This is a genomic window from Flavivirga spongiicola, assembly GCF_030540825.1.
Classification (GTDB): Bacteria; Bacteroidota; Bacteroidia; order Flavobacteriales; family Flavobacteriaceae; genus Flavivirga; species Flavivirga spongiicola.
This window is the reverse complement of record NZ_JAUOEO010000001.1, coordinates 4,415,805-4,439,684: the sequence shown is the minus strand read 5'-3', so window position 1 is coordinate 4,439,684 and position 23,880 is coordinate 4,415,805. Positions and strand designations below refer to the sequence as shown.

Below are 23,880 nucleotides of genomic sequence, written 5' to 3'. Positions count from 1 at the left end.
GTCTAGCTATACTTTATCTGATTATGCCCCAATACAAATGAGGATAAAGAAGCATCAAATATAAACTATTATGAAAAAACCTACTACTTTTAAAAAAGAACTAATTGTTCTACTGATATTTTTGTTCAGTTTACAATTATTCGCTCAAAATCAAGTGCCCTTCACACCCAGATTTAATCAAGATTTGAAGGGTGATATCGTTCTGATAGGTAATAACATTTTGGGACCAAATAATAATGATTTCAATAATAACTCAACATATAACCATACGGTTAATATGAGATATATTGATATTGATTCAGATGCAACAACGTTTAGTTCATCAAGTGCGGATTTAGCAATTCCTATTAATCCTAACATTCCTCCCGCAGCCAATAGTTGTTATGAAGTTGTACATGCCGGTCTATATTGGAGTGCGGTTACAAGTGGCACTGAATCTATTACCGATGTAAAATTAAGAGGGCCCTCAGGTGGATATGTAGATATTGTGGCAGATGACACTATTTTTAATGCAGGAGGCACATCAGTAGATGGAGGTAATAGTTTTCCATATGCATGTTATGCAGATGTAACAAATATAATAAGAGCGTTAGGAACCGACCAGGGAACATATACAGTTGCCAATGTATCATCAGCTGAAGGACAAACAGATACTTTTATCCCTAGAAATGGTACAGGGTATTCTGCAGGTTGGTCTTTATTTATAGTATACCAGAACCCATCATATCCGGGTAAATCAATCACTAGTTTTGATGGTTTTAGTACCATTACCAGTGCTTCTAACCCTACGGTTGATGTCGCAGTTTCTGGATTTAGAACAGTGCCAGCACCTGCACCGGTCAGAGCAAATTTTGCATTTGCAGCTTTAGAGGGAGATAAACCAATTACTGGTGATCGTTTAAGAATTAATGGAACAAGTTTGTCCGATTTGAATCGTGCAACAAATAACTTTTTTAATAGCTCGGTAACCGGGCCACCTGTCAGACAACCTAATAGTAGTAATGCATTAGGGTTTGATACAGGTATATTAGCTATTCCTAATCCTAGCAATACTGTTATTGCTAATAATGATACGAGTGCTACAGTACGTTTAGAATCCACTGGAGACACTTATTTTCCATACTTTTTCGCTTTTGCTGTCGACATTATCGCCCCAAATATGGTACTGACTAAGACCGTTGAGGATTCTTCAGGAAACAATATTGGAGGAGGATTAGTAAATCTTGGAGAAGAATTAAATTATGTTATTGGTTTTCAAAATACAGGAAATGATGATGCTACTGGTCTCACGATTAGGGATATACTTCCTACCAATATTGAGTTTAATTACCCCGCTGACATAGGCTTATTGCCTCCGGGTGTTACAGTACAGAGTTATAACGCGGGAACCAGAGAGCTTATTTTTGCTGTAGACGATTCTGTGATTGAGGAGAATGATCCTATACTAGAAATTCGTTTTAAAGTTACGGTAGTAAGAGAATGTAGCTTATTAAATAATGCGTGTGATAATGTTGTAAGTAATCAGGCATTTTCAACATATAGAGGAACACTAAACCCTTTGTTTGTTATTTCTGATGACCCAAGTTATAGTACCAATACAGGCTGTTTAATTACACCAGGGGCTACGAACTTTTTGGCTGATATTAATTGTACGTTTGAAGAAGACGTTATACTCTGTGGAGATAATGTCGTATTAACGGCAGGTGCCGATTATGATACATATTCATGGTCAACAAGTCCTTCGGGTACTCCGGTAATAGGAACAACGCAATCTATAACAGTTACAACAGCAGATACATATTATGTTCGTAATACAGCAACGGCACCTTGTCAATCTATCGATCAAATATTTAATGTCATTACTTATGGAGCTGGGGTTACAAATCCAGTCATTCCATTTGCAGATCAAGTAGTTACATGTCCTAATGATGGAAAAGCATTACCTAATATATTTATGTGTGGTGCTAATGATACAACATTTATTGACACAAATATTACTGATGCATCCTCAATAATTTGGGAAAGATTGGACGAAACAAGCTGTGCTGCAGTTGCTGATATTAGATGTGCTAATGAAGATGCTTCTTGTGCATGGAATCAAGTCCAAACCGGACCAGATTATCTGGTAGATACAGCAGGACAATATAGATTAACGATAAATTACACAGGCGGTTGTTTTAATGAGTTTTTCTTCAATGTTTATGAAAATGTATTGAATCCTACAGTAACAACTAATGATATTATTTGTACAACACCAGGAGAAATAGTTGTAGGAGATGTTCCTAGCGGCTATGAATACAGTATTGATAATGTAAATTTTCAAGCAAGTAATATTTTTTCTATTACAACTGCAGGTATTTATACTGTTTATATTAGACAAATTGGTGTGACACCTAACCCTTGTATCTTTACAGTACCAGATATTCAAATAAGAGAAAGAAATTTTACCGTTTCAACAGACATTACACAACCCTTATGTCATAACGGACAAGGAAGTGTCTTAATAGCGGCAAATGATGTGCGTCCACAGTATTACTTTTCAATTTCCCTAGGAGGTACATTAATAAATAGTGTAGGTCCTATAGTTGCTGGTGATTATACGTTTCCGAACTTAAATCCTGGAACATATACTATAAATGTATCGACAGACGATGGTTGTGCTTATACAGGAGATATAACAATAATAAACCCGCCACTGTTAACAGCTACTGCGGCATTAACAAGTCCATTAACTTGTACGGACGGGGAGATTACCGTATATCCGGTAGGAGGTACAGCACCTTATTTCTATTTTGTAAATAGTACAACTGTTTTTCAAACCGTGCCGGTAATTCCTGTATCGAATCCAGGAGGCGTATATAATATTAGAGTAGTAGATTCTAATAACTGTTTTGTAGATTTATCAATAACGGTAGATCCCGTACTACCTCCAGATTTTAATATTACTAAAACGGATATTTTATGTGCAGGCTCAGGTAATGTTGGAGAAATAAATATTAATGTTACAAACCCTAATGGCAATAGTTTACGATATAGTATTGATAATGGGGCGACATTCTTTAATTCACCTAATTTTACAGGGCTCGCTGTTGGAAATTATGAGGTAGTCGTTGAATACACTACAGGACCAGATGTCTGTGAGACTGCACCTCAAACAATAAATATCATAGAACTTTCTGCAGTTACAGGAACAGTGACATTAACAACACCATATACTTGTATTACGAATGGTGTTATAACTGTTTCTGGAGTTTCAGGAGGAACAGGGCCTTATACATATAGTATTGATGGCGTTACTTTTCAACCAGGACTTACATTTACAGGATTAACAGATGGTACTTATACAGTTACTATAAGAGATGCCAATAATTGTACATTTGTAGCAGCACCTATAACGATAGATCCATTAGACCCACCAACAGATTTAGCTTTTAGTAGCTCAGCTCTAACTTGCCCTTTAAATGTGTCTGACGTTACAATTACTGGAACAACAGGAGGTTTAGGAACATTAGAATATCAAATAACAGCACCTGCAGCATCGGCTACAGCGTATCAAGCTTCAAATATTTTTTCAGGATTAACGCCAGGAACTTATACATTTCAGGTAAGAGATGCGGCTGATTGTACTTATAGTGAGTCTTATACCATTGATCCACTGCCAGCATTAAGCGTAGTAGGGCAATTGATAAATGATGTTACTTGTGTTGGAGCCTTAGATGGTGCAGTTCGATTTACAGTTTCAGGATCAACTGGCTTTACTTATACGATTAATGGTGGCGCTTCCGCAGCAGGAACGTCTCCTATTAATCTAACAGGTTTGGGAGCTGGAACTTATACGATTCTTATCACGGATACAACAACAAATTGCCAGGATACGGCTTCTGTAACGGTAAATGAACCACCAGTGTCATTAAGTGTTACGGCAACCGAGTCTCCTATTACTTGTGATGTTGATGGTAGTGTTGTTATTAATGCCACAGGAGGTTGGGGCGGAAATACATATACGCTTACATTACCAGATACAACAGTTTTAGGGCCGCAAGGAAGTAATACGTTTGCAAACTTAACGCAGACAGGAACTTATACGGTAACGGTTACAGACGCAAATGGATGTATAGTTACAGATACATTTACTTTAAGTTCACCAACAGCACCAACAGCTTCTATTGATGTAACATCAGATTTATGTTATGATGTAACCAATGCAGCGACGTTAGTGGTAACAGCATCAGGAGGGCAGATTCCTTATGAGTATAATATTAATGGAGGCCCTTTTGGACCTGGTAATACATTTGCTAATTTAACTCCTGGGAATTATACGATTATAGTAAGAGATGCCTATGGATGTACGGTTACTTTGCCCGCTCAAACTATTGCCCCACAATTAACGGTAAGTGCGGTTTTAACGAAAGATTTGGATTGTTCCGCTACGCCAGATGCCTTGATAACGTTTACAGTAGCGGGAGGGGTATCCCCGTATACTTATGAGATATCCGTAAATGGAGGAGCATATGGAGTTTCATCCGCAGTAACAGCAAACCCGTTTACATATTTAACGCCAAACCCAGGAGATTACAGGTTTAGAATTACCGATGCACAGGGATGTGTGGCAGAATCGAATGTTGTTACTATTGATGCGATAACAAACCCAACAGCTACGGTAATACCAGTAGACCCTACATGTAATGGCGCAGCCGATGGATCGGTACAAATAACAGCATCAGGCGGCGTAGGCCCTTATACCTATAGTTTTAACGGAAGTGCATTTACAGCAACATTGTTATATACAGGGCTAAGTGCGAATATTGTATACCCATATGTAGTAATGGACAGTAAAGGGTGTGTATTTAATGGTTCAGTAACATTAACAGAACCAACGTTATTAGCAGCAACAGCAGCAGTGGCACCCCCATTAAGCTGTAGTCCAGCTAATACGAACCAGCCAGCAACGGTAACGGTAACCGCTACACCAGGGACAGGGACAGCACCATACGAATACAGTTTTAACGGATCAGGGTTTAGTGCAACCAACACATTAAGTGTAAACGATAACGGATCAGATCAAACGATAAACTATATAGTAAGAGATGCACAAGGGTGTACCGTTCCAGGTTCTATAGTAGTAACGGCGTTAGATCCACCAACAGATTTAAGTTTTGGATCTACACCAGTTACCTGTACAGATATAACCAGTAATGTAACCCTGACAGCAACAGGCGGGGTAGGACCATTAACCTATGCGATTTTATCACCAGCATCAGCAACAGGAAATGTTACAGGGCTTAATACTGGAGTTTTCATAGGCTTAGCCCCAGACACCTATTTATTTGAAGTAAGAGATGCCAATGGATGTTATTACACAGAATCATATACGGTAGATCCAGTAATCAATATAACAGTTTCAGGATCATTGGTTAGTGATGTTAATTGTAATGGTGGATCAGATGGCGCAGTAAGTTTCTCAGTAGGAAGCTTTACAGGAACCTATGATTATACTATAACAGGCGGCATCGTACCAATAGTACCAGTAGTTGGTTTAGCTCAATCAGGAGCCACAGTTAACTTACCAGGTTTAGCAGTTGGGATTTATACTATAGATGTAACAGATAATACAACAGATTGTACAGCTACATTTGCAGTAACCGTAAATGAACCGGCCAATCCTTTAGCATTTACAGCAGTAGGAACCAATGTATTCTGTACAAATTATAACTCACAAATAACGGTAACGGCCACAGATGGTACAGGGCCTTATACTTATATAGCACTTGCATCAGGAGCTCCGGCACCTTTACCAGGAGCATATGGTAACAGTAATGTTTTAACAGTAGACACAAGTTTAGGGACAGTTTTAGCTTGGGATGTATATGTTTTAGATGCTAATGGTTGTCCAGCAATGAGCACCATAAATATCACTAATGATCCATTGCCAACAATCAATCCAGTAGCACAACAATGTTACGTAGGAAGTCCTTTAAATATAACATTAGTAGAGGGAACAGGTACGGCCATAGCACCATTAACCTATAGTATAGGCAGTGGTTTTCAAGCGAGTCCAAACTTTGTAATTAATACCCCAGGAACCTATACATTAACAGTAAGAGATGGAAATGGATGTGAGGCGACAACACCTTATGTGGTTGATCCTCAGTTAACGGTAGGAGCTGTATTAACGAAGGAGTTAGATTGTTCCGTTACGCCCGATGCCTTGATAACGTTTACAGTTGCGGGAGGGGTATCTCCGTATACTTATGAGATATCCGTAAATGGAGGAGCATATGGAGTTTCATCCGCAGTAACAGCAAACCCGTTTACATATTTAACGCCAAACCCAGGAGATTACAGGTTTAGAATTACCGATGCACAGGGATGTGTGGTAGAATCCAATGTTGTTACTATTGATGCGATAACAAATCCAACAGCAACAGTAACATCAGTAAACCCTACTTGTTTTGGAGCAGCCGATGGATCGGTACAAATAACAGCATCAGGCGGCGTAGGCCCTTACACTTATAGTTTTAACGGAAGTGCATTTACAGCAACATTGTTATATACAGGGCTAAGTGCGAATATTGTATACCCATATGTAGTAATGGACAGTAAAGGGTGTGTATTTAATGGTTCAGTAACATTAACAGAACCAACGTTATTAGCAGCAACAGCAGCAGTGGCACCCCCATTAAGCTGTAGTCCAGCTAATACGAACCAGCCAGCAACAGTAACGGTAACCGCTACACCAGGGACAGGGACAGCACCATACGAATACAGTTTTAACGGATCAGGGTTTAGTGGAACCAACACATTAAGTGTAAACGATAACGGATCAGATCAAACAATAAACTATATAGTAAGAGATGCACAAGGGTGTACCGTTCCAGGTTCTATAGTAGTAACGGCGTTAGATCCACCAACAGCTTTAAGTTTTGGATCTACACCAGTTACCTGTACAGATATAACCAGTAATGTAACCCTGACAGCAACAGGCGGGGTAGGACCATTAACCTATGCGATTTTATCACCAGCATCAGCAACAGGAAATGTTACAGGGCTTAATACTGGAGTTTTCATAGGCTTAGCCCCAGACACCTATTTATTTGAAGTAAGAGATGCCAATGGTTGTTATTACACAGAATCATATATAGTAGACCCAGTAACCAATATAACAGTTTCAGGATCATTGGTTAATGATGTTAATTGTAATGGAGGCTCAGATGGCGCAGTAAGTTTCTCAGTAGGAAGCTTTACAGGAACCTATGATTATACTATAACAGGCGGCATCGTACCAATAGTACCAGTAGTTGGTTTAGCTCAATCAGGAGCCACAGTTAACTTACCAGGTTTAGCAGTTGGGATTTATACTATAGATGTAACAGATAATACAACAGATTGTACAGCTACATTTGCAGTAACCGTAAATGAACCGGCCAATCCTTTAGCATTTACAGCAGTAGGAACCAATGTATTCTGTACAAATTATAACTCACAAATAACGGTAACGGCCACAGATGGTACAGGACCATATACTTATATAGCACTTGCATCAGGAGCTCCGGCACCTTTACCAGGAGCATATGGTAACAGTAATGTTTTAACAGTAGACACAAGTTTAGGGACAGTTTTAACTTGGGATGTATATGTTTTAGATGCTAATGGTTGTCCAGCAATGAGCACCGTTAATATCACTAATGATCCATTGCCAACAATCAATCCAGTAGCACAACAATGTTACGTAGGAAGTCCTTTAAATATAACATTAGTAGAGGGAACAGGTACGGCCATAGCGCCATTAACCTATAGTATAGGCAGTGGTTTTCAAGCGAGTCCAAACTTTGTAATTAATACCCCAGGAACCTATACATTAACAGTAAGAGATGGAAATGGATGTGAGGCGACAACACCTTATGTGGTTGATCCTCAATTACAGGCAATTGCTGCTTTAACAAAAGGTTTAGATTGTTCCGTTTCACCAGATGCAGCTATTGATGTGAACATATCAGGAGGAAATGCGAACTACACAGCGTATGAAGTTTCTATAAATGGAGCTGCTTACGTACCGGTGTTACCAGCACCAGTAGGCGCGTCATTTACATATCCAACCTCTGTTGTAGGAACATATGAGTTTAGAATAACAGATACAAACATAACAGGCGGTACTTGTACGGTAATAACCAATGAAATTACAGTGGTAGCTTTAGTACCGGTAACAGCATTAGATGTACAGTTGGATCCTACATGTAATGGTTATACAGATGGTTCTATTACCTTAACGGCCACAGCAGGTCAGGCTCCTTTTACTTATAGTATAGATGGAGGTGCTACTTTTGTGTCTACCAATGTATTTGGAGGTTTGGGAGCAGGTGTCTATAATTATGTGGTAAGAGATAATTTAAGTTGTACAGTAGCAGGGTCTGTAACATTAAATAACCCGTCACCAATTATTGCTAATGTTCAGCCATTTGGGTTATCATGTACAGGTATGGTACCAACACCAGGAAGAATTGAAGTTAGTATAACTTCAGGAGGTACAGCAAATTATACTTATACTTTATTAGATAATACCTTTACGCAAGTTGGATTAGCACATGTTGAAGCATCAGCAGCACCAACTCCAACACATACTTTTGGAGGATTATCCTTTGGAGATTATTATGTTAGAATTGTAGATGACAACGGTTGTGAATTCAACAGTGGCTCTATAAGAGTAAATACAACACCGGATTTATTATTAACTGGTAATGTAGATACAAATAATTGTGCTACTGGAGTGGATTATACCGTTACAACAATAGGAGGAACAGGACCTTATAATTATTCGATTTTAGGTCAACCTGAAACAGTTGGACCAGCTGTTTATACTTTTACTGGACTATTACATAATGTAAGTTACTTTTTACAGGTAAGAGATGCGAATAATTGTATTTTTGTTTTACCTATTGTAACGCCAGCACCACCATCTACGATAGCCATATCGGGTACAACAGTGACCAACGTAACTTGTAATGGTGCTGATGATGGTACATTTGCATTTACCGTTGAAAATTATGACCCTACGGTTACAGATATTGATTATAGACTATTAAATGCTCTAACATTATTACCATTACCAACACCAGTAAACGGAACACTAGTTGGACCGGCAGGAGGGCCAGTATCACATACTATTACTGCTTTACCTCCGGGTAATTATGTTTTAGAAGCTAGAGAGGCAACAGGAACGCTTTGTGCTAGTACATTTACTTTTGAAATTACACAACCGACACAACCAGTTTCTACAACAGTTTCAAACTTGGTACCTTCAAATTGTAATGCTGATGCCCAATTTACACTTACAACAGTAGGAGGTACAGGACCTTATACTTATGCAGCAGTAATACAAGGAGCACCAGCTCCGTTAGTAGGCGCTTATGGTAGTAGTAATGTTATCACAGTTAATACAAATTCGGGATCAGATTTAGATTGGGATGTGTATGTTTTAGATGCCAATGGTTGTCCTACAATGATCACCGTTAGTGTTACTCATGACCCATTACCAACAATCAATCCAGTAGCACAACAATGTTACGTAGGGAGTCCTTTAAATATAACATTAGTAGAGGGAACAGGTACGGCCATAGCACCATTAACCTATAGTATAGGAAGTGGTTTTCAAGCGAGTCCAAACTTTGTAATTAATACCCCAGGAACCTATACATTAACAGTAAGAGATGGAAATGGATGTGAGGCAACAACACCTTATGTTGTAGAACCACAATTATTGGCAAATGCAACATTAACGAAAGAGTTAACGTGTTCGTTACCAGCCGAAGCAACAATAGATGTTGTTGTATCAGGAGGAACGACAACATATACGACCTATGAGGTTTCAACAGATGGCGGTGCTACTTATTCAGCAGTCTTACCGGCACCGGTAGGAGCTACGTTTACATATTCAACCGCAGTAGCAGGAACGTATCAGTTTAGAATAACAGATACAAACAGTTGTGAAATAGTAACGAATGCAACTACTATTGATGCGATAACAAACCCAACAGCTACGGTAACATCAGTAGACCCTACATGTAATGGCGCAGCCGATGGTTCAGTACAAATAACAGCATCAGGCGGCGTAGGCCCTTATACCTATAGTTTTAACGGAAGTGCATTTACATCAACATTATTATATACAGGGTTAAGTGCAAATATTGCATACCCATATGTAGTAAGAGACAGTAAAGGTTGTGAATTTAATGGTTCAGTAACATTATCAGAGCCATTGGCATTATTAGCAACAGCAGCAGTGGCACCCCCATTAAGCTGTAGTCCAGCTAATACGAACCAGCCAGCAACGGTAACGGTAACCGCTACACCAGGGACAGGGACAGCACCATACGAATACAGTTTTAACGGATCAGGGTTTAGTGCAACCAACACATTAAGTGTAAACGATAACGGATCAGATCAGACGATAAACTATATAGTAAGAGATGCACAAGGGTGTACCGTTCCAGGTTCTATAGTAGTAACGGCGTTAGATCCCCCAACAGATTTAAGTTTTGTATCACCAGCAGTTACATGTACAAATTTAACCAGTGATGTAACCCTGACAGCAACAGGCGGGGTAGGACCATTAACCTATGCGATTTTATCACCAGCATCAGCAACAGGAAATGTTACAGGGCTTAATACTGGAGTTTTCATAGGCTTAGCCCCAGACACCTATTTATTTGAAGTAAGAGATGCCAATGGATGTTATTACACAGAATCATATACGGTAGATCCAGTAATCAATATAACAGTTTCAGGCTCATTAGTTAGTGATGTTAATTGTAATGGAGGCTCAGATGGCGCAGTAAGTTTCTCAGTAGGAAGCTTTACAGGAACCTATGATTATACTATAACAGGTGGCATCGTACCAATAGTACCAGTAGTTGGTTTAGCTCAATCAGGAGCCACAGTTAACTTACCAGGCTTAGCAGTTGGGACTTATACGATAGATGTAACAGATAATACAACAGATTGTACAGCTACGTTTCCAGTAACCGTTGGAGAGCCAGCGAATCCTTTAGCATTTACAGCAGTAGGAACCAATGTATTCTGTACAAATTATAACTCACAAATAACGGTAACGGCCACAGATGGTACAGGGCCTTATACTTATATAGCACTTGCATCAGGAGCTCCGGCACCTTTACCAGGAGCATATGGTAACAGTAATGTTTTAACAGTAGACACAAGTTTAGGGACAGTTTTAGCTTGGGATGTATATGTTTTAGATGCTAATGGTTGTCCAGCAATGAGCACCATAAATATCACTAATGATCCATTGCCAACAATCAATCCAGTAGCACAACAATGTTACGTAGGGAGTCCTTTAAATATAACATTAGTAGAGGGAACAGGTACGGCCATAGCACCATTAACCTATAGTATAGGAAGTGGTTTTCAAGCGAGTCCAAACTTTGTAATTAATACCCCAGGAACCTATACATTAACAGTAAGAGATGGAAATGGATGTGAGGCAACAACACCTTATGTTGTAGAACCACAATTATTGGCAAATGCAACATTAACGAAAGAGTTAACGTGTTCGTTACCAGCCGAAGCAACAATAGATGTTGTTGTATCAGGAGGAACGACAACATATACGACCTATGAGGTTTCAACAGATGGCGGTGCTACTTATTCAGCAGTCTTACCGGCACCGGTAGGAGCTACGTTTACATATTCAACCGCAGTAGCAGGAACGTATCAGTTTAGAATAACAGATACAAACAGTTGTGAAATAGTAACGAATGCAACTACTATTGATGCGATAACAAACCCAACAGCTACGGTAACATCAGTAGACCCTACATGTAATGGCGCAGCCGATGGTTCAGTACAAATAACAGCATCAGGCGGCGTAGGCCCTTACACTTATAGTTTTAACGGAAGTGCATTTACAGCAACATTGTTATATACAGGGCTAAGTGCGAATATTGTATACCCATATGTAGTAATGGACAGTAAAGGGTGTGTATTTAATGGTTCAGTAACATTAACAGAACCAACGTTATTAGCAGCAACAGCAGCAGTGGCACCCCCATTAAGCTGTAGTCCAGCTAATACGAACCAGCCAGCAACGGTAACGGTAACCGCTACACCAGGGACAGGGACAGCACCATACGAATACAGTTTTAACGGATCAGGGTTTAGTGGAACCAACACATTAAGTGTAAACGATAACGGATCAGATCAAACAATAAACTATATAGTAAGAGATGCACAAGGGTGTACCGTTCCAGGTTCTATAGTAGTAACGGCGTTAGATCCACCAACAGCTTTAAGTTTTGGATCTACACCAGTTACCTGTACAGATATAACCAGTAATGTAACCCTGACAGCAACAGGCGGGGTAGGACCATTAACCTATGCGATTTTATCACCAGCATCAGCAACAGGAAATGTTACAGGGCTTAATACTGGAGTTTTCATAGGCTTAGCCCCAGACACCTATTTATTTGAAGTAAGAGATGCCAATGGTTGTTATTACACAGAATCATATATAGTAGACCCAGTAACCAATATAACAGTTTCAGGATCATTGGTTAATGATGTTAATTGTAATGGAGGCTCAGATGGCGCAGTAAGTTTCTCAGTAGGAAGCTTTACAGGAACCTATGATTATACTATAACAGGCGGCATCGTACCAATAGTACCAGTAGTTGGTTTAGCTCAATCAGGAGCCACAGTTAACTTACCAGGTTTAGCAGTTGGGATTTATACTATAGATGTAACAGATAATACAACAGATTGTACAGCTACATTTGCAGTAACCGTAAATGAACCGGCCAATCCTTTAGCATTTACAGCAGTAGGAACCAATGTATTCTGTACAAATTATAACTCACAAATAACGGTAACGGCCACAGATGGTACAGGACCATATACTTATATAGCACTTGCATCAGGAGCTCCGGCACCTTTACCAGGAGCATATGGTAACAGTAATGTTTTAACAGTAGACACAAGTTTAGGGACAGTTTTAACTTGGGATGTATATGTTTTAGATGCTAATGGTTGTCCAGCAATGAGCACCGTTAATATCACTAATGATCCATTACCAACAGTAACAGTTCCTGTAATGGCTACATGTATAGGAGGAGCAGACCCATTTACTTTTACAATAACTGGGAGTTCAGGTGTAGCACCTTTAGAATATTCTATAGGAACTGGTTTCCAATCTAGCGGAACATTTACGGTTTCTACAGCAGGAACTTATACAGTAACAGTAAGAGATGCTAATGGTTGTACAGCAACTAGTACTCCTGTAACTGTTTATGAACCTTTAGATTTAACACCAGTAATAACGACATTGCCTAGCTGTACTAATGATGATGGTGTGATCACGATAACACCATCTGGAGGTTCAGGAGGACCTTATACTTTTGCTATAAGTCCGAGTCCAGCATCAATAAGCATTTCTAGTAACGTGATTTCTGGTGTACCATCAGGAACCTATACGATTACAATAACCGATACGGTGACTACATGTATAAGTACGGCTTCAGTAACTTTAGACCCTGCAACACCAGTAACATTTACGACATCGGTAGTCGATGTAAGCTGTAATGGCGGCAATGATGGTTCAATCACTGTAAGTTTACCTGCTAGTAATGATAATCCAGTTTATACTTATGAGATAACGGCACCTATAGTGGTAGCCCCACAGACCTCAAATATTTTTACAGGATTAATAGCTGGAACTTATACAGTGCGAGTAAACTCAGGTAGAGGGTGTTTCTTTGCCGATGATATTACTGTTACAGAACCATCTCTTCTAACAGTTTCAGGAACGGCGACTGCTTATACGTGTGCACCAGATAATTCTGTAAACACGTCTACATTAACCATTAATGAAGGAGCGGGAACAGGAACTGCACCATATGTATATAGTATTGATGGTACAAATTATTTTACCACAAATACGTTTGATATCATTGACACGGGAAGTGCACAAAATATCAGCATCTTTGTAAGAGATGATAATGGATGTATAGCGACCAATACGGTTGCTATAGCACCATTGCCAACATTAACAGCAGCCACAGTGGTCGTTGCAACACCTATTGATTGTAATGGTACAGGTTCGGTTGCAATAACCGTTACCGGAGGTTCTGGTAACTTTAGTTATCAAATGTTGCCAGGTGGTACGCCACAGGCTTCAAATATATTTAGTATAACAGCTCCCGGGGATTATTATTTCCAGGTAAATGACTTAACTACAGGTTGTACGATAGTAACACCGCCATTTACTGTAGCTCCTTTTGATACTATTGATGCAGTGATAACTGCAACAACAGCGGTCACTTGTTTTACAGACACTAATGGGGTATTTGAAATTAATGTAACGGGTTATACAGGACCTTATAATTATGATATATTAGATAGCACAGGTGCCTCAGTAAGAGGTCTTACAGCTGCTAATACATCTACTAATCCTGAAGTAGTCATGGGATTGTCAGGAGGTAATTACACAGTGGTTGTGACAGAAACAGCTAGTCCGTTTTGTACAACAACATCGAATGTAGTTACTATAGATTCTCCTGCTACGCCACTAACAGTGGTAGCAACAGAAACTGCTAATGTAACCTGTGATAATAATATAGGAACTATTACTGCTGTTGCCAGTGGAGGTAGAGGTACTTATGAGTATGAATTAACAGGAGCAGCTACAGTTGCTTATTCTCCAAACGGAACGTTTAGAAACTTGGCAGCAGGAGCTTATACTGTAAATGTAAGAGATGCAGGAGGTTGTATAGCTTCCGATCCAATTACGCTTACGATTCCAACACCTATTAGTGCAACGGTAACCCCAAGTACAAACTTATTGTCTTGCTTTGGTGATACAAATGCTACAATAACTGTAAGTTTAGTGACTGGTGGACAAGGAAGTAATTATTCTTATTCACTTAATATGATTTCGCCAACGGCGACTACATCAGGTCCTCAAACATCGCCTGTATTTACTAATTTAGGAGCAGGAACTTATAATGTGACTGTAACCGATGGTTATAATTGTGTGTTTAACTCACCTAATATTGTTATAAATGAGCCTACTCAAATACAAACAACTTTAGCAAGTGCGACTTCACAAACCTGTTTAACAAGTTCTACATTAACATTAAGTGCTACAGGAGGAACAGGGCCATATACGTATAGTGATACTCAAAATTTTGTAACAACATTAGGATCATTTGCATCATCAACGACATTCCCGGTAGGGGTCGGAACTCATGTATATTATGTGAGAGATGCTAATGGTTGTAATGCGAATGTGTCTAATGAAATTAAAATTGATCCGCTTCCAGCTTTAACAGCAGATATAGTGTCTACTAACATTAATTGTGCAGGCGATAATACAGGGAGCATAGTTGCCACGGCTCAAGGAGGTTTGGGTAATTATGTTTACACCTTACAAGACGCTTCTGGAACTAATATAACGCCAGTAACACAAAATAGTCCAGGTGTTTTTACAGATCTAGTAACTGGAATTTATCAAGTAAGAGTCGATAGTGGAGATTGTGTGTTTACTTCGGCAACTATTAATATTACAGAGCCTGCAAATCCATTAATAGCAAGTTTTGTGACAAGTGCCGTAACGTGTCCTGGTACTAATGATGGTATTTTACAAATAAATGCTTCAGGTGGTACAGGGGTTATTAGATATGCTATTTCTCCTAGGTTAGATCAATTTTTTGAAACATCTACATTTGAGAATCTTGCTCCTGGTACTTATCAAGTCATAGCGCAGGATGAATTGGGTTGTTTCGTATTTGATAATTTCACTATAGATGCTCCAGTTCCAGTAATACTGACTATTGTACCTAATTCATTGATTCCTGAGATTTGTGAGGGTGATATGGATGGCGAATTTAGTGTTGATATTTCTGGAGGGGTTTTACCATATAGTGTTGCCTTAGATGATATAAATGGTACTTACATAACAGGAGCTCCAACTCAAACAGTATTTGATTTCACAAATCTTGGAGGCGGAGACCATATAGTTTATGTTAGAGATGCTCTTGGTTGTGAGTCTGAATGGACTATAACATTCCCGGAATCGGTGATAATTAATCCCGAAGCTAGTGTTGAATATGGTTGTACAGGTAATTTATCAACCAATACCGTTACGGTAACTGTGGATGCTAGTATAACAAATCCAACAGATTTAGATTATTCGTTAAATGGTGGGCCATATCAAGCTAGTAATGTGTTTGTAAACGTGCCGGCTGGATTAGATCATTTTATAGATGTAAGACATACGAATGGTTGTATTCAAAGAACAGAAACTTTCGATATTTCTCAATTCGATCCATTAACACTTGTTTTAGAAGATGGTGGATTAAATGAAATCGTTGCAGTAACCGGTGGAGGTTCTGAACCATTTGAATACACGCTTAATGATGAATCTTATGGTAGTACTAACACGTTTATTATTTATGCATCTGGAGATTATACAGTCACTGTGACAGACAGTAAAGGTTGTGTTGCTACAGCTACTAGATATTTTGAATATATAGATGTATGTATTTCTAATTACTTTACGCCAGATGGAGATGGTAATCTTGATGAATGGGGTCCAGGCTGTACGTCTCAATATAAAGATCTTACTTTCGATATTTTCGATAGATATGGTCGAGAGATAGCAACATTACGTGTGGGAGATACATGGGATGGAAAATATAATGGCTCTGAGCTTCCAACTGGAGATTATTGGTATGTTTTAAAACTCAATGACCCAAAGGACGATCGTGAATTTGTTGGACATTTTACACTTTATAGATAATGAAAATAAAGGATTATGATTTTAAAAATTAAAATGATTCAAATGCAAAAACTATTTATATATGTATGTCTCTTGGTTATAGCTAACAGCTATAGCCAAGAGTTAAACTTACCTGTTTTTACGCAGTATTTGGCAGAAAACAACTTTGTAGTTTCTCCTGCATATGCCGGAATTGGAGATAACCTAAAGACTAGAGCTAATGGATTGACACAATGGGTTGGTATAAAAGATGCACCTCAGAACCAATCTATTTATGCTGATTTTAGAATTGCGGACCGCTCTGGGATAGGTGTATCTCTTTACAATGATAGTAATGGACTTACCATTCAACAAGGAGCCAAATTTTCTTTTGCACATCATCTTATCTTAGATTATTATGCTAAGATGTACTTATCATTTGGTATTTCTTATAACCTCAATAGTTTTAGAATTGACGTTGATAAATTTGAACCTTCTTCTCAAGATCCTTTCCCTGTTATACCAACAGATGATAGATCTACTTCAAATAATAACTTTGATGTTAGTGCCTTGTACAGGTTTAAAGGTTTTTTTATGAGCTTTAATGCTAATAATATTCTAGGTAAAGATATTGACGAAACTATTAGAACATTTGAACCAAATTTACTTTTAAATTATCAAATATACTCTGGATATACATTTCGAGGCCCTAAAAAAAGTGGTTTAGAATTTGAACCGTCGGTTTATTATCAATTGTTTAGTAGTGATAAAAGATCAAGTACAGATTTAAATTTTAAATTTAGAAAGTTTAGTAGAAATGAAGATTATTATTGGGCTGGAATATCGTATCGTTTTCTTAATGATCAATTTTTTAAGCCTTTGAACATTGGACCAATGGTCGGTTTTAAGAAGTCTATTTTCTATTTAGGTTATGCTTATCAAATTACAACTAATAACCTGTCCAGTTTCAACTCTGGTACACATATGGTTACTATAGGATTAGACTTTTTACGTGGTATTAGTAACTGTCCATGTACACAAAGCCCTGTGCATTAATTAAACTTATTTTTATTTTATAATAAGAAATAATGTATTCTATTTTTTAAATATGTGATTACTTTTTTGAAAAAAAGTGATCATTTTAGTTATATGCGCATTATAGCTGTTTTTCTTCACCCACGCTTTAATTAGATAAAGTATATTAGTATCTATTAAACATTATTCTCTTATAATTTATACCCAAATTGGTATTAGATACTCAACAAAAAAATGATTCAAGATAACTAGCCAAAAGGTTGAAAGTCTATTTCAACTTATAAACCACCGTTTTTAACTTTCCAGATTCAATAGTATTTATTTGGTATTAAAGAGGCGATCAAATTAAAAATATCAGCGTTCTCTAAAAGTCAATACTCATGTTGAATTTATGTTGTGCACGACATAAATATGTATTTGTTATTTGTAATTCTTTATAAGTAATTATTTCCAGAACTACCCGTTCTAAGTTTTATTTGTTGTTATTTAAAGAATACTTTGTCAAACAAAAAGATAATTTTAACATTTTATTAATAGGGTAAAATAAAATACTGGCGTCTTAACCTACATACAAACAAAAACAAATACTAATGATTAAACAACAAGTTAAAACAATTGCTTTTTTACTATTTATAGTAAGCACCATAACTAATTTGCTTGCACAAGAGGTGGTAAAAAGCGTAGATTCAAACAGTCTACTACCTATAGACCAAAGTATAAAAAAGGGAGTGCTCCCAAATGGTTTAACTTATTACCTAAAAAGTACAGATATTACTAAAGATGTAGCGAGTTATTATATTATCCAAAATGTAGGTTCTGTTTTAGAAAACGATGATCAACAAGGTTTGGCTCATTTTTTAGAACACATGGCGTTTAATGGAACCAAAAACTTTGAAGGAAAAGGTATTTTAAATACAATGCAAAAACATGGACTAGTTTTTGGAAAAGACATTAATGCTTATACATCTTTTGATGAGACCGTATACAATATAAACAATATCCCTACAACACCAGAACTAATAGATACAGGCTTATTGGTATTACATGATTGGTCAAATTATTTATTACTTACAGATGAGGAAATTGATGCAGAAAGAGGTGTTATTAAAGAAGAATGGCGTACACGCCAGAATGGCGGTATGCGAATCCTTCAGAAAAATATAGGCACCATGTTTAATGATTCAAAGTATGCACAACGTATGCCAATTGGATTAATGGATATCGTTGATAATTTTGAATACAAAGCATTACGTGACTTTTATCATGATTGGTATAGAACCGATTTACAAGCTATTGCTATTATAGGGGATATAGATGTTAATCAAGTTGAAAAAAAAATTAAAGCATTATTTTCAAAGATTCCAGCTGTCAATAATCCTAAAGAACGTTTTGTTGTTAATATTCCGGATAATGACGTTATGTTGTATTCTATGGCTATGGACGAAGAGGTATCTACATCTAGTATAAGTTTTGGAATAAGACACCCGAAGCCTTTAAAAGAAGAAACCGTAGCAAGCTTAAAAGAATCTTTATTAAATAATATGATAACTAGTATGTTATCCGCAAGAATCAATGAGCTTTCTAGAAAACCAGAAGCTACTTTTTTAGGTGCAGGCATAGGCTATTCAGATCATTCTAGATCAACAAAAGCTTTTAACATTTCTGTGTCTCCAAAGCCAAATCAACAGCATGCAGCATTTAAATCAGTTTTAACAGAAGTTAATAGAGCTGTGAAATTTGGGTTTTCTAAAGCTGAGATAGAACGAATTATTACAAATTTCACTAGTTATTACGAAAACCAGATCAGTAAAAAAGACGATATGTCTCATAGTCGTATCGTTCAATTAATACAGGATAATTATTTAACTAATGTAGCTATTACAGATATTGAAAAAGAATTTGAGATTGTAAAAAGAATTTTTAGCACATTAAAATCAGATGAAATTAATGTAGCACTTAAAAAGTTATACGCAGATAAAAATAGATTTTTAACTGTTACTGGTGTAAAAGGTAATAATAATTTGACTAAAGAAGATGCATTAAATATTATTAGCAAAGTGGAAAATGATGCCTCTATAGAAGCTTATACAGATGAATTTGGAGGAAAAACATTAATTTCTGGTATTACGATTAAAAAAGGTGCTATTACATCTGAAGAAGAAAATAAAATTTTAGGTTCTACAACATTTACTTTGGATAATGGCATTAAAGTACATTACAAGTATGCCAATAAGAATGCAAACGATGTAAAACTAATGGGACTAAGTAAAGGAGGTACATCGTTATTAAAAGATACAGATTTGCCTTCAGCAAATTTATTAGGTAATGTTATACAATACTCTGGATTAGGAGATTATTCTGCTACAGATTTGCCAAAAGTGTTGGCTGGTAAAACTGCGAGTGCCTCAGTTAGTGTTTCAAATTTATCAGAAAGCGTTTCAGGTTCATCTGTAACAAAAGATACAGAAACCATGTTACAGATGGTATACCTTCGTTTCGTAAAGCCCCGTTTTGATGAGAATGGATTTAACGTCATCATGCAAAATGTAGAAAATTACAAAATAAGAAGAAAAGAAAATGTAGCTGAGAAAATGAAAGATAGTATGACGGTTACGTTATACGGAAATAATAATCCAAAACGCCGTCTGTTTAATGACGATTTTATTAAAGATATTTCTTTTGATAAAATAAAGGTTATCTATAATGACAGGTTTAGTAATGCAGCAGATTTCGAATTTTTTATTGTAGGTGATATTCAAAAAGATGCTTTAAAACCTTTATTAGAAAAGTATATAGCGAGTATACCAACCAACGATATAAAGGAAAATTGGAAAAACAATTCCACACCATGGTTAAGTGGAAAAATAGATAAAGACATTTATCTAAAAATGGAAGACCCAAAAAGTTCTGTAAGGATTTCATATAAAAATGATTATGAGTATAGTTTAAAAAATGCCTTGATAGCTCGTACATTAGGAGATATGTTGGATTTAAGGTATACAGAAACTTTAAGAGAAGAAGAAGGAGGGACTTATGGAGCTAGCACCAGTGCGGGTTTATCTAAACGTCCATTGCAAAAAGCATCTATTTCTGTGAATTTTGATTGTAACCCAGAAAAGGTAGAAACTTTAATAGCTATTGTGCATGAAGAAATAAATAAAATAGCGCAGGGTAATATTATTCAAGTAGATTTAGATAAAACGCTAACAAATTATTTAAAAGAAAGAAAGCAGCAAAAAGATTATAATAGTTACGATATGAGTTTGTTAACACGTTTTTATCGTGAGGGGTATAATATGAACGATTCAAAGAATTTTGAAGATATTATTAATAGTATTACAACAAAAGATATTCAAAACTTTGTAAAAACATTCTTAAAAGACGCAAAATCATATGAAATTGTATTCAAACCTAAAGTTTAATCGGTGTTGTTTATAAATAAATAATATATATAATTAAAAGTGCTGGTATCTTTCTTTATACTTTTGTTTTAGTGTAAATTATTTGAGTTAGTTAGAAATAAATGGAAGATAGCAAAAGGGTTATTTTATATAAAATAACCCTTTAAAAAAATATTATGAAAAGCTTATTCTTCTATTTTCTTTAACTAAATTCATCTTGATAATTCCGAAATAAAATCAAAAACCCTATCCAAAATAGGATTTCTATTGTGCTTATTCCAAACAATTGAAAGTGTGGTTTTTTGTTTTATTTTAGATAATTCAATAAACTTTACTTTTTTGTTATTGATATCTATTAGAGATTTAGGAACAATAGATACTCCAAAACTATTTTCTACAAGTTTATATATGGAGCTTGCATGAATGGTATTATGAGAAACAATAGGAGAAAAACCACTATCATCAAAAATTTGCATCACTTTTTCATAATAGGTAGCGCTATATTTTGGATCGAATAAAATAAATGACTCCTCCTTTAATTGATATAAACCCTTAAAGTTTTCTTTATTCAGAGCATGGTTATGCGGTAATACGAGGCAAAAATTTTCTTTTAAAATAGGTGTAATTTCCAATTCTTTTGGCACACGGTCTAAACGCACAAAGCCTAAATCTATATGGTATGAAAGTAACTCTTCTATTTGTTTATGATTATCCATTTCCTTTAGATTAAAAAGGACATTAGGATGTTCTTTTTTAAATTCTATTAATAAATTTGGAATTATTTCCTGCATGGCAGAACCTACATAGCCAAATTTTAAATCACCTTTTTTTCCATCATTTAACAATTTTGCGTGATAAAAAGTATGTTCCAGGCTTTTTAAATTTAATGCTAATTCTTCTTTAAGATATTCACCAGCTTTAGTTAGTATGACCTTTCTATTATGCCTTTCAAATAAAAGAACCCCCAAATCATCTTCCATCTGTTTAATTTGTCTACTTAATCCTGGCTGGGAAATAAATAATCGCTCTGCAGCTTTTCTAAAATGTAAATCTTTAGCAACCGCTAAAAAGTATTTTATATGTCTTAACTCTATTTGATAACTCATAGTTATTATTTAGGGACTTAAATAGTATTGTTGGTTATCAAAAATAGAAATAACTTTGTTATTCACCAATTTTTATAAAATGACATTCAAATACGGTATAGATAATTTGACAGTTGATAAGGTATTAGCCATTTCTAAAGGCGAATTAAATGGGGTTATCACTGTTGAAGCAAAAGAACAAGTGATAGCCTGTAGAAAGAAAGTTGAGACTATGGCAGCTGGACATAAAGCGGTGTATGGCATTAATACTGGATTCGGACCATTATGCGACGTTCAAATCACCGCAGAAGAGACCAATAAATTACAAGAAAACCTGTTGATTACACATGCAGTTGGTGTTGGAAACCCTATAGACAAAGAGTTGTCTAAGATTATGATGATTTGTAAGGTTCATGCTTTATGTCAAGGGTATTCGGGAGTCCGATTAGAATTAATTGAAAGAATTTTATATTTCATTGACAATAATTTATTGCCCGTAGTCCCTGAGCAAGGTTCTGTTGGAGCATCAGGAGACTTGGCACCATTATCACATTTATTTTTACCTTTAATAGGAGAAGGAGAATTTTGGATTGATAATAAAATTGAGCAAGCAAAAATTGGATTAGAAAAACATCAATTAACACCTTTAACATTGCAGGCTAAAGAAGGCCTGGGTTTAATAAATGGTACGCAATTTATTTTGGCACATGCTATTATTGGCTTAAATAAAATGGCCTATTTATTAGATTTAGCGGATGTTTCTGGTGCTATGAGTATAGAAGGCTATCAAGGGAGCTCTTCTCCGTTTAGAGAGGAATTACATAGAATACGCCCTTTTAAAGGCACTATAAAAGTTGCTGAAAGAATGTCTATGTTACTTCATAAGTCACAAAATTTAAACTCTCATGAAGATTGTGAACGTGTTCAAGATCCTTACTCAATGCGTTGTATTCCTCAAGTTCATGGAGCTTCTAGAAATGCCTATTATCATTTAAAAGAATTAGCAGAAATAGAAATGAATTCTGTTACAGATAACCCTATTGTCTTAAGCGATACAGAAGCTATTTCCGGAGGAAACTTTCACGGGCAACCTTTAGCCATGGCATTAGATTATGCCTCTATTGCAGCATCAGAATTAGGAAACATTTCAGACAGACGTTGCTATCTATTATTAGAAGGGAAATTTGGGTTGCCACGATTATTAACTAGCGGTGGTGGGTTAAATTCTGGTTTTATGATTCCGCAATACACAACAGCCGCTTTGGTTACAGAAAATAAATCATTATGTTTTCCGCCATCGGCAGATAGTATTCCAACATCTTTAGGGCAGGAAGACCATGTGTCTATGGGAAGCATTTCAGGTCGTAAATTCAATCAGATATTAGGAAATGTCGATAAAATATTAGCGATAGAGCTTATGTATGCTGCGCAAGCTTTAGAATTTAGAAGACCTAACACTTTTTCAGATATTCTGGAAGAAAACTTCAGAATTATCAGAGAAAAAGTTCCAAAATTAGAAGATGATAGAATCCTGAAAGATGATATCAATAGTATGATTCAATTAGTTAAAAACCAAGCTTTCATTTTAAAGTAA

The 23,880-nt window shown here is 36.5% G+C and carries 5 protein-coding genes; 4 read left to right on the top strand and 1 reads right to left on the bottom strand.

The features are described from left to right. Positions 1-70 precede the first annotated feature (70 nt). The 3 genes from Q4Q47_RS17720 to Q4Q47_RS17710 all read left to right on the top strand — a co-directional run bounded on the left by Q4Q47_RS17720 (position 71) and on the right by Q4Q47_RS17710 (position 21,222). A complete protein-coding gene (locus tag Q4Q47_RS17720) occupies positions 71-16,807 on the top strand; it encodes a T9SS type B sorting domain-containing protein (RefSeq protein WP_303307974.1) in 16,737 nt (5,578 codons plus the stop codon). Between the two features lie 15 nt (positions 16,808-16,822). Then, positions 16,823-17,821 (top strand): PorP/SprF family type IX secretion system membrane protein, encoded by a 999-nt coding sequence (locus Q4Q47_RS17715; RefSeq protein WP_303307973.1) that lies wholly within the window; start codon positions 16,823-16,825, stop codon positions 17,819-17,821. Between the two features lie 569 nt (positions 17,822-18,390). Next, positions 18,391-21,222 (top strand): M16 family metallopeptidase, encoded by a 2,832-nt coding sequence (locus tag Q4Q47_RS17710; protein ID WP_303307972.1) that lies wholly within the window; start codon positions 18,391-18,393, stop codon positions 21,220-21,222. 191 nt (positions 21,223-21,413) lie between these two features. Here Q4Q47_RS17710 and Q4Q47_RS17705 read toward each other — a convergent pair whose 3' ends face one another. Then, complete coding sequence (locus tag Q4Q47_RS17705; protein ID WP_303307971.1) at positions 21,414-22,307, bottom strand: LysR family transcriptional regulator; 894 nt, start codon at positions 22,305-22,307, stop codon at positions 21,414-21,416. A gap of 79 nt (positions 22,308-22,386) precedes the next feature. Here Q4Q47_RS17705 and hutH point away from each other — a divergent pair, with 79 nt between their 5' ends. Beyond that, entirely contained in the window at positions 22,387-23,880 is a 1,494-nt protein-coding gene (gene hutH / locus Q4Q47_RS17700; protein ID WP_303307970.1) for a histidine ammonia-lyase, read from the top strand.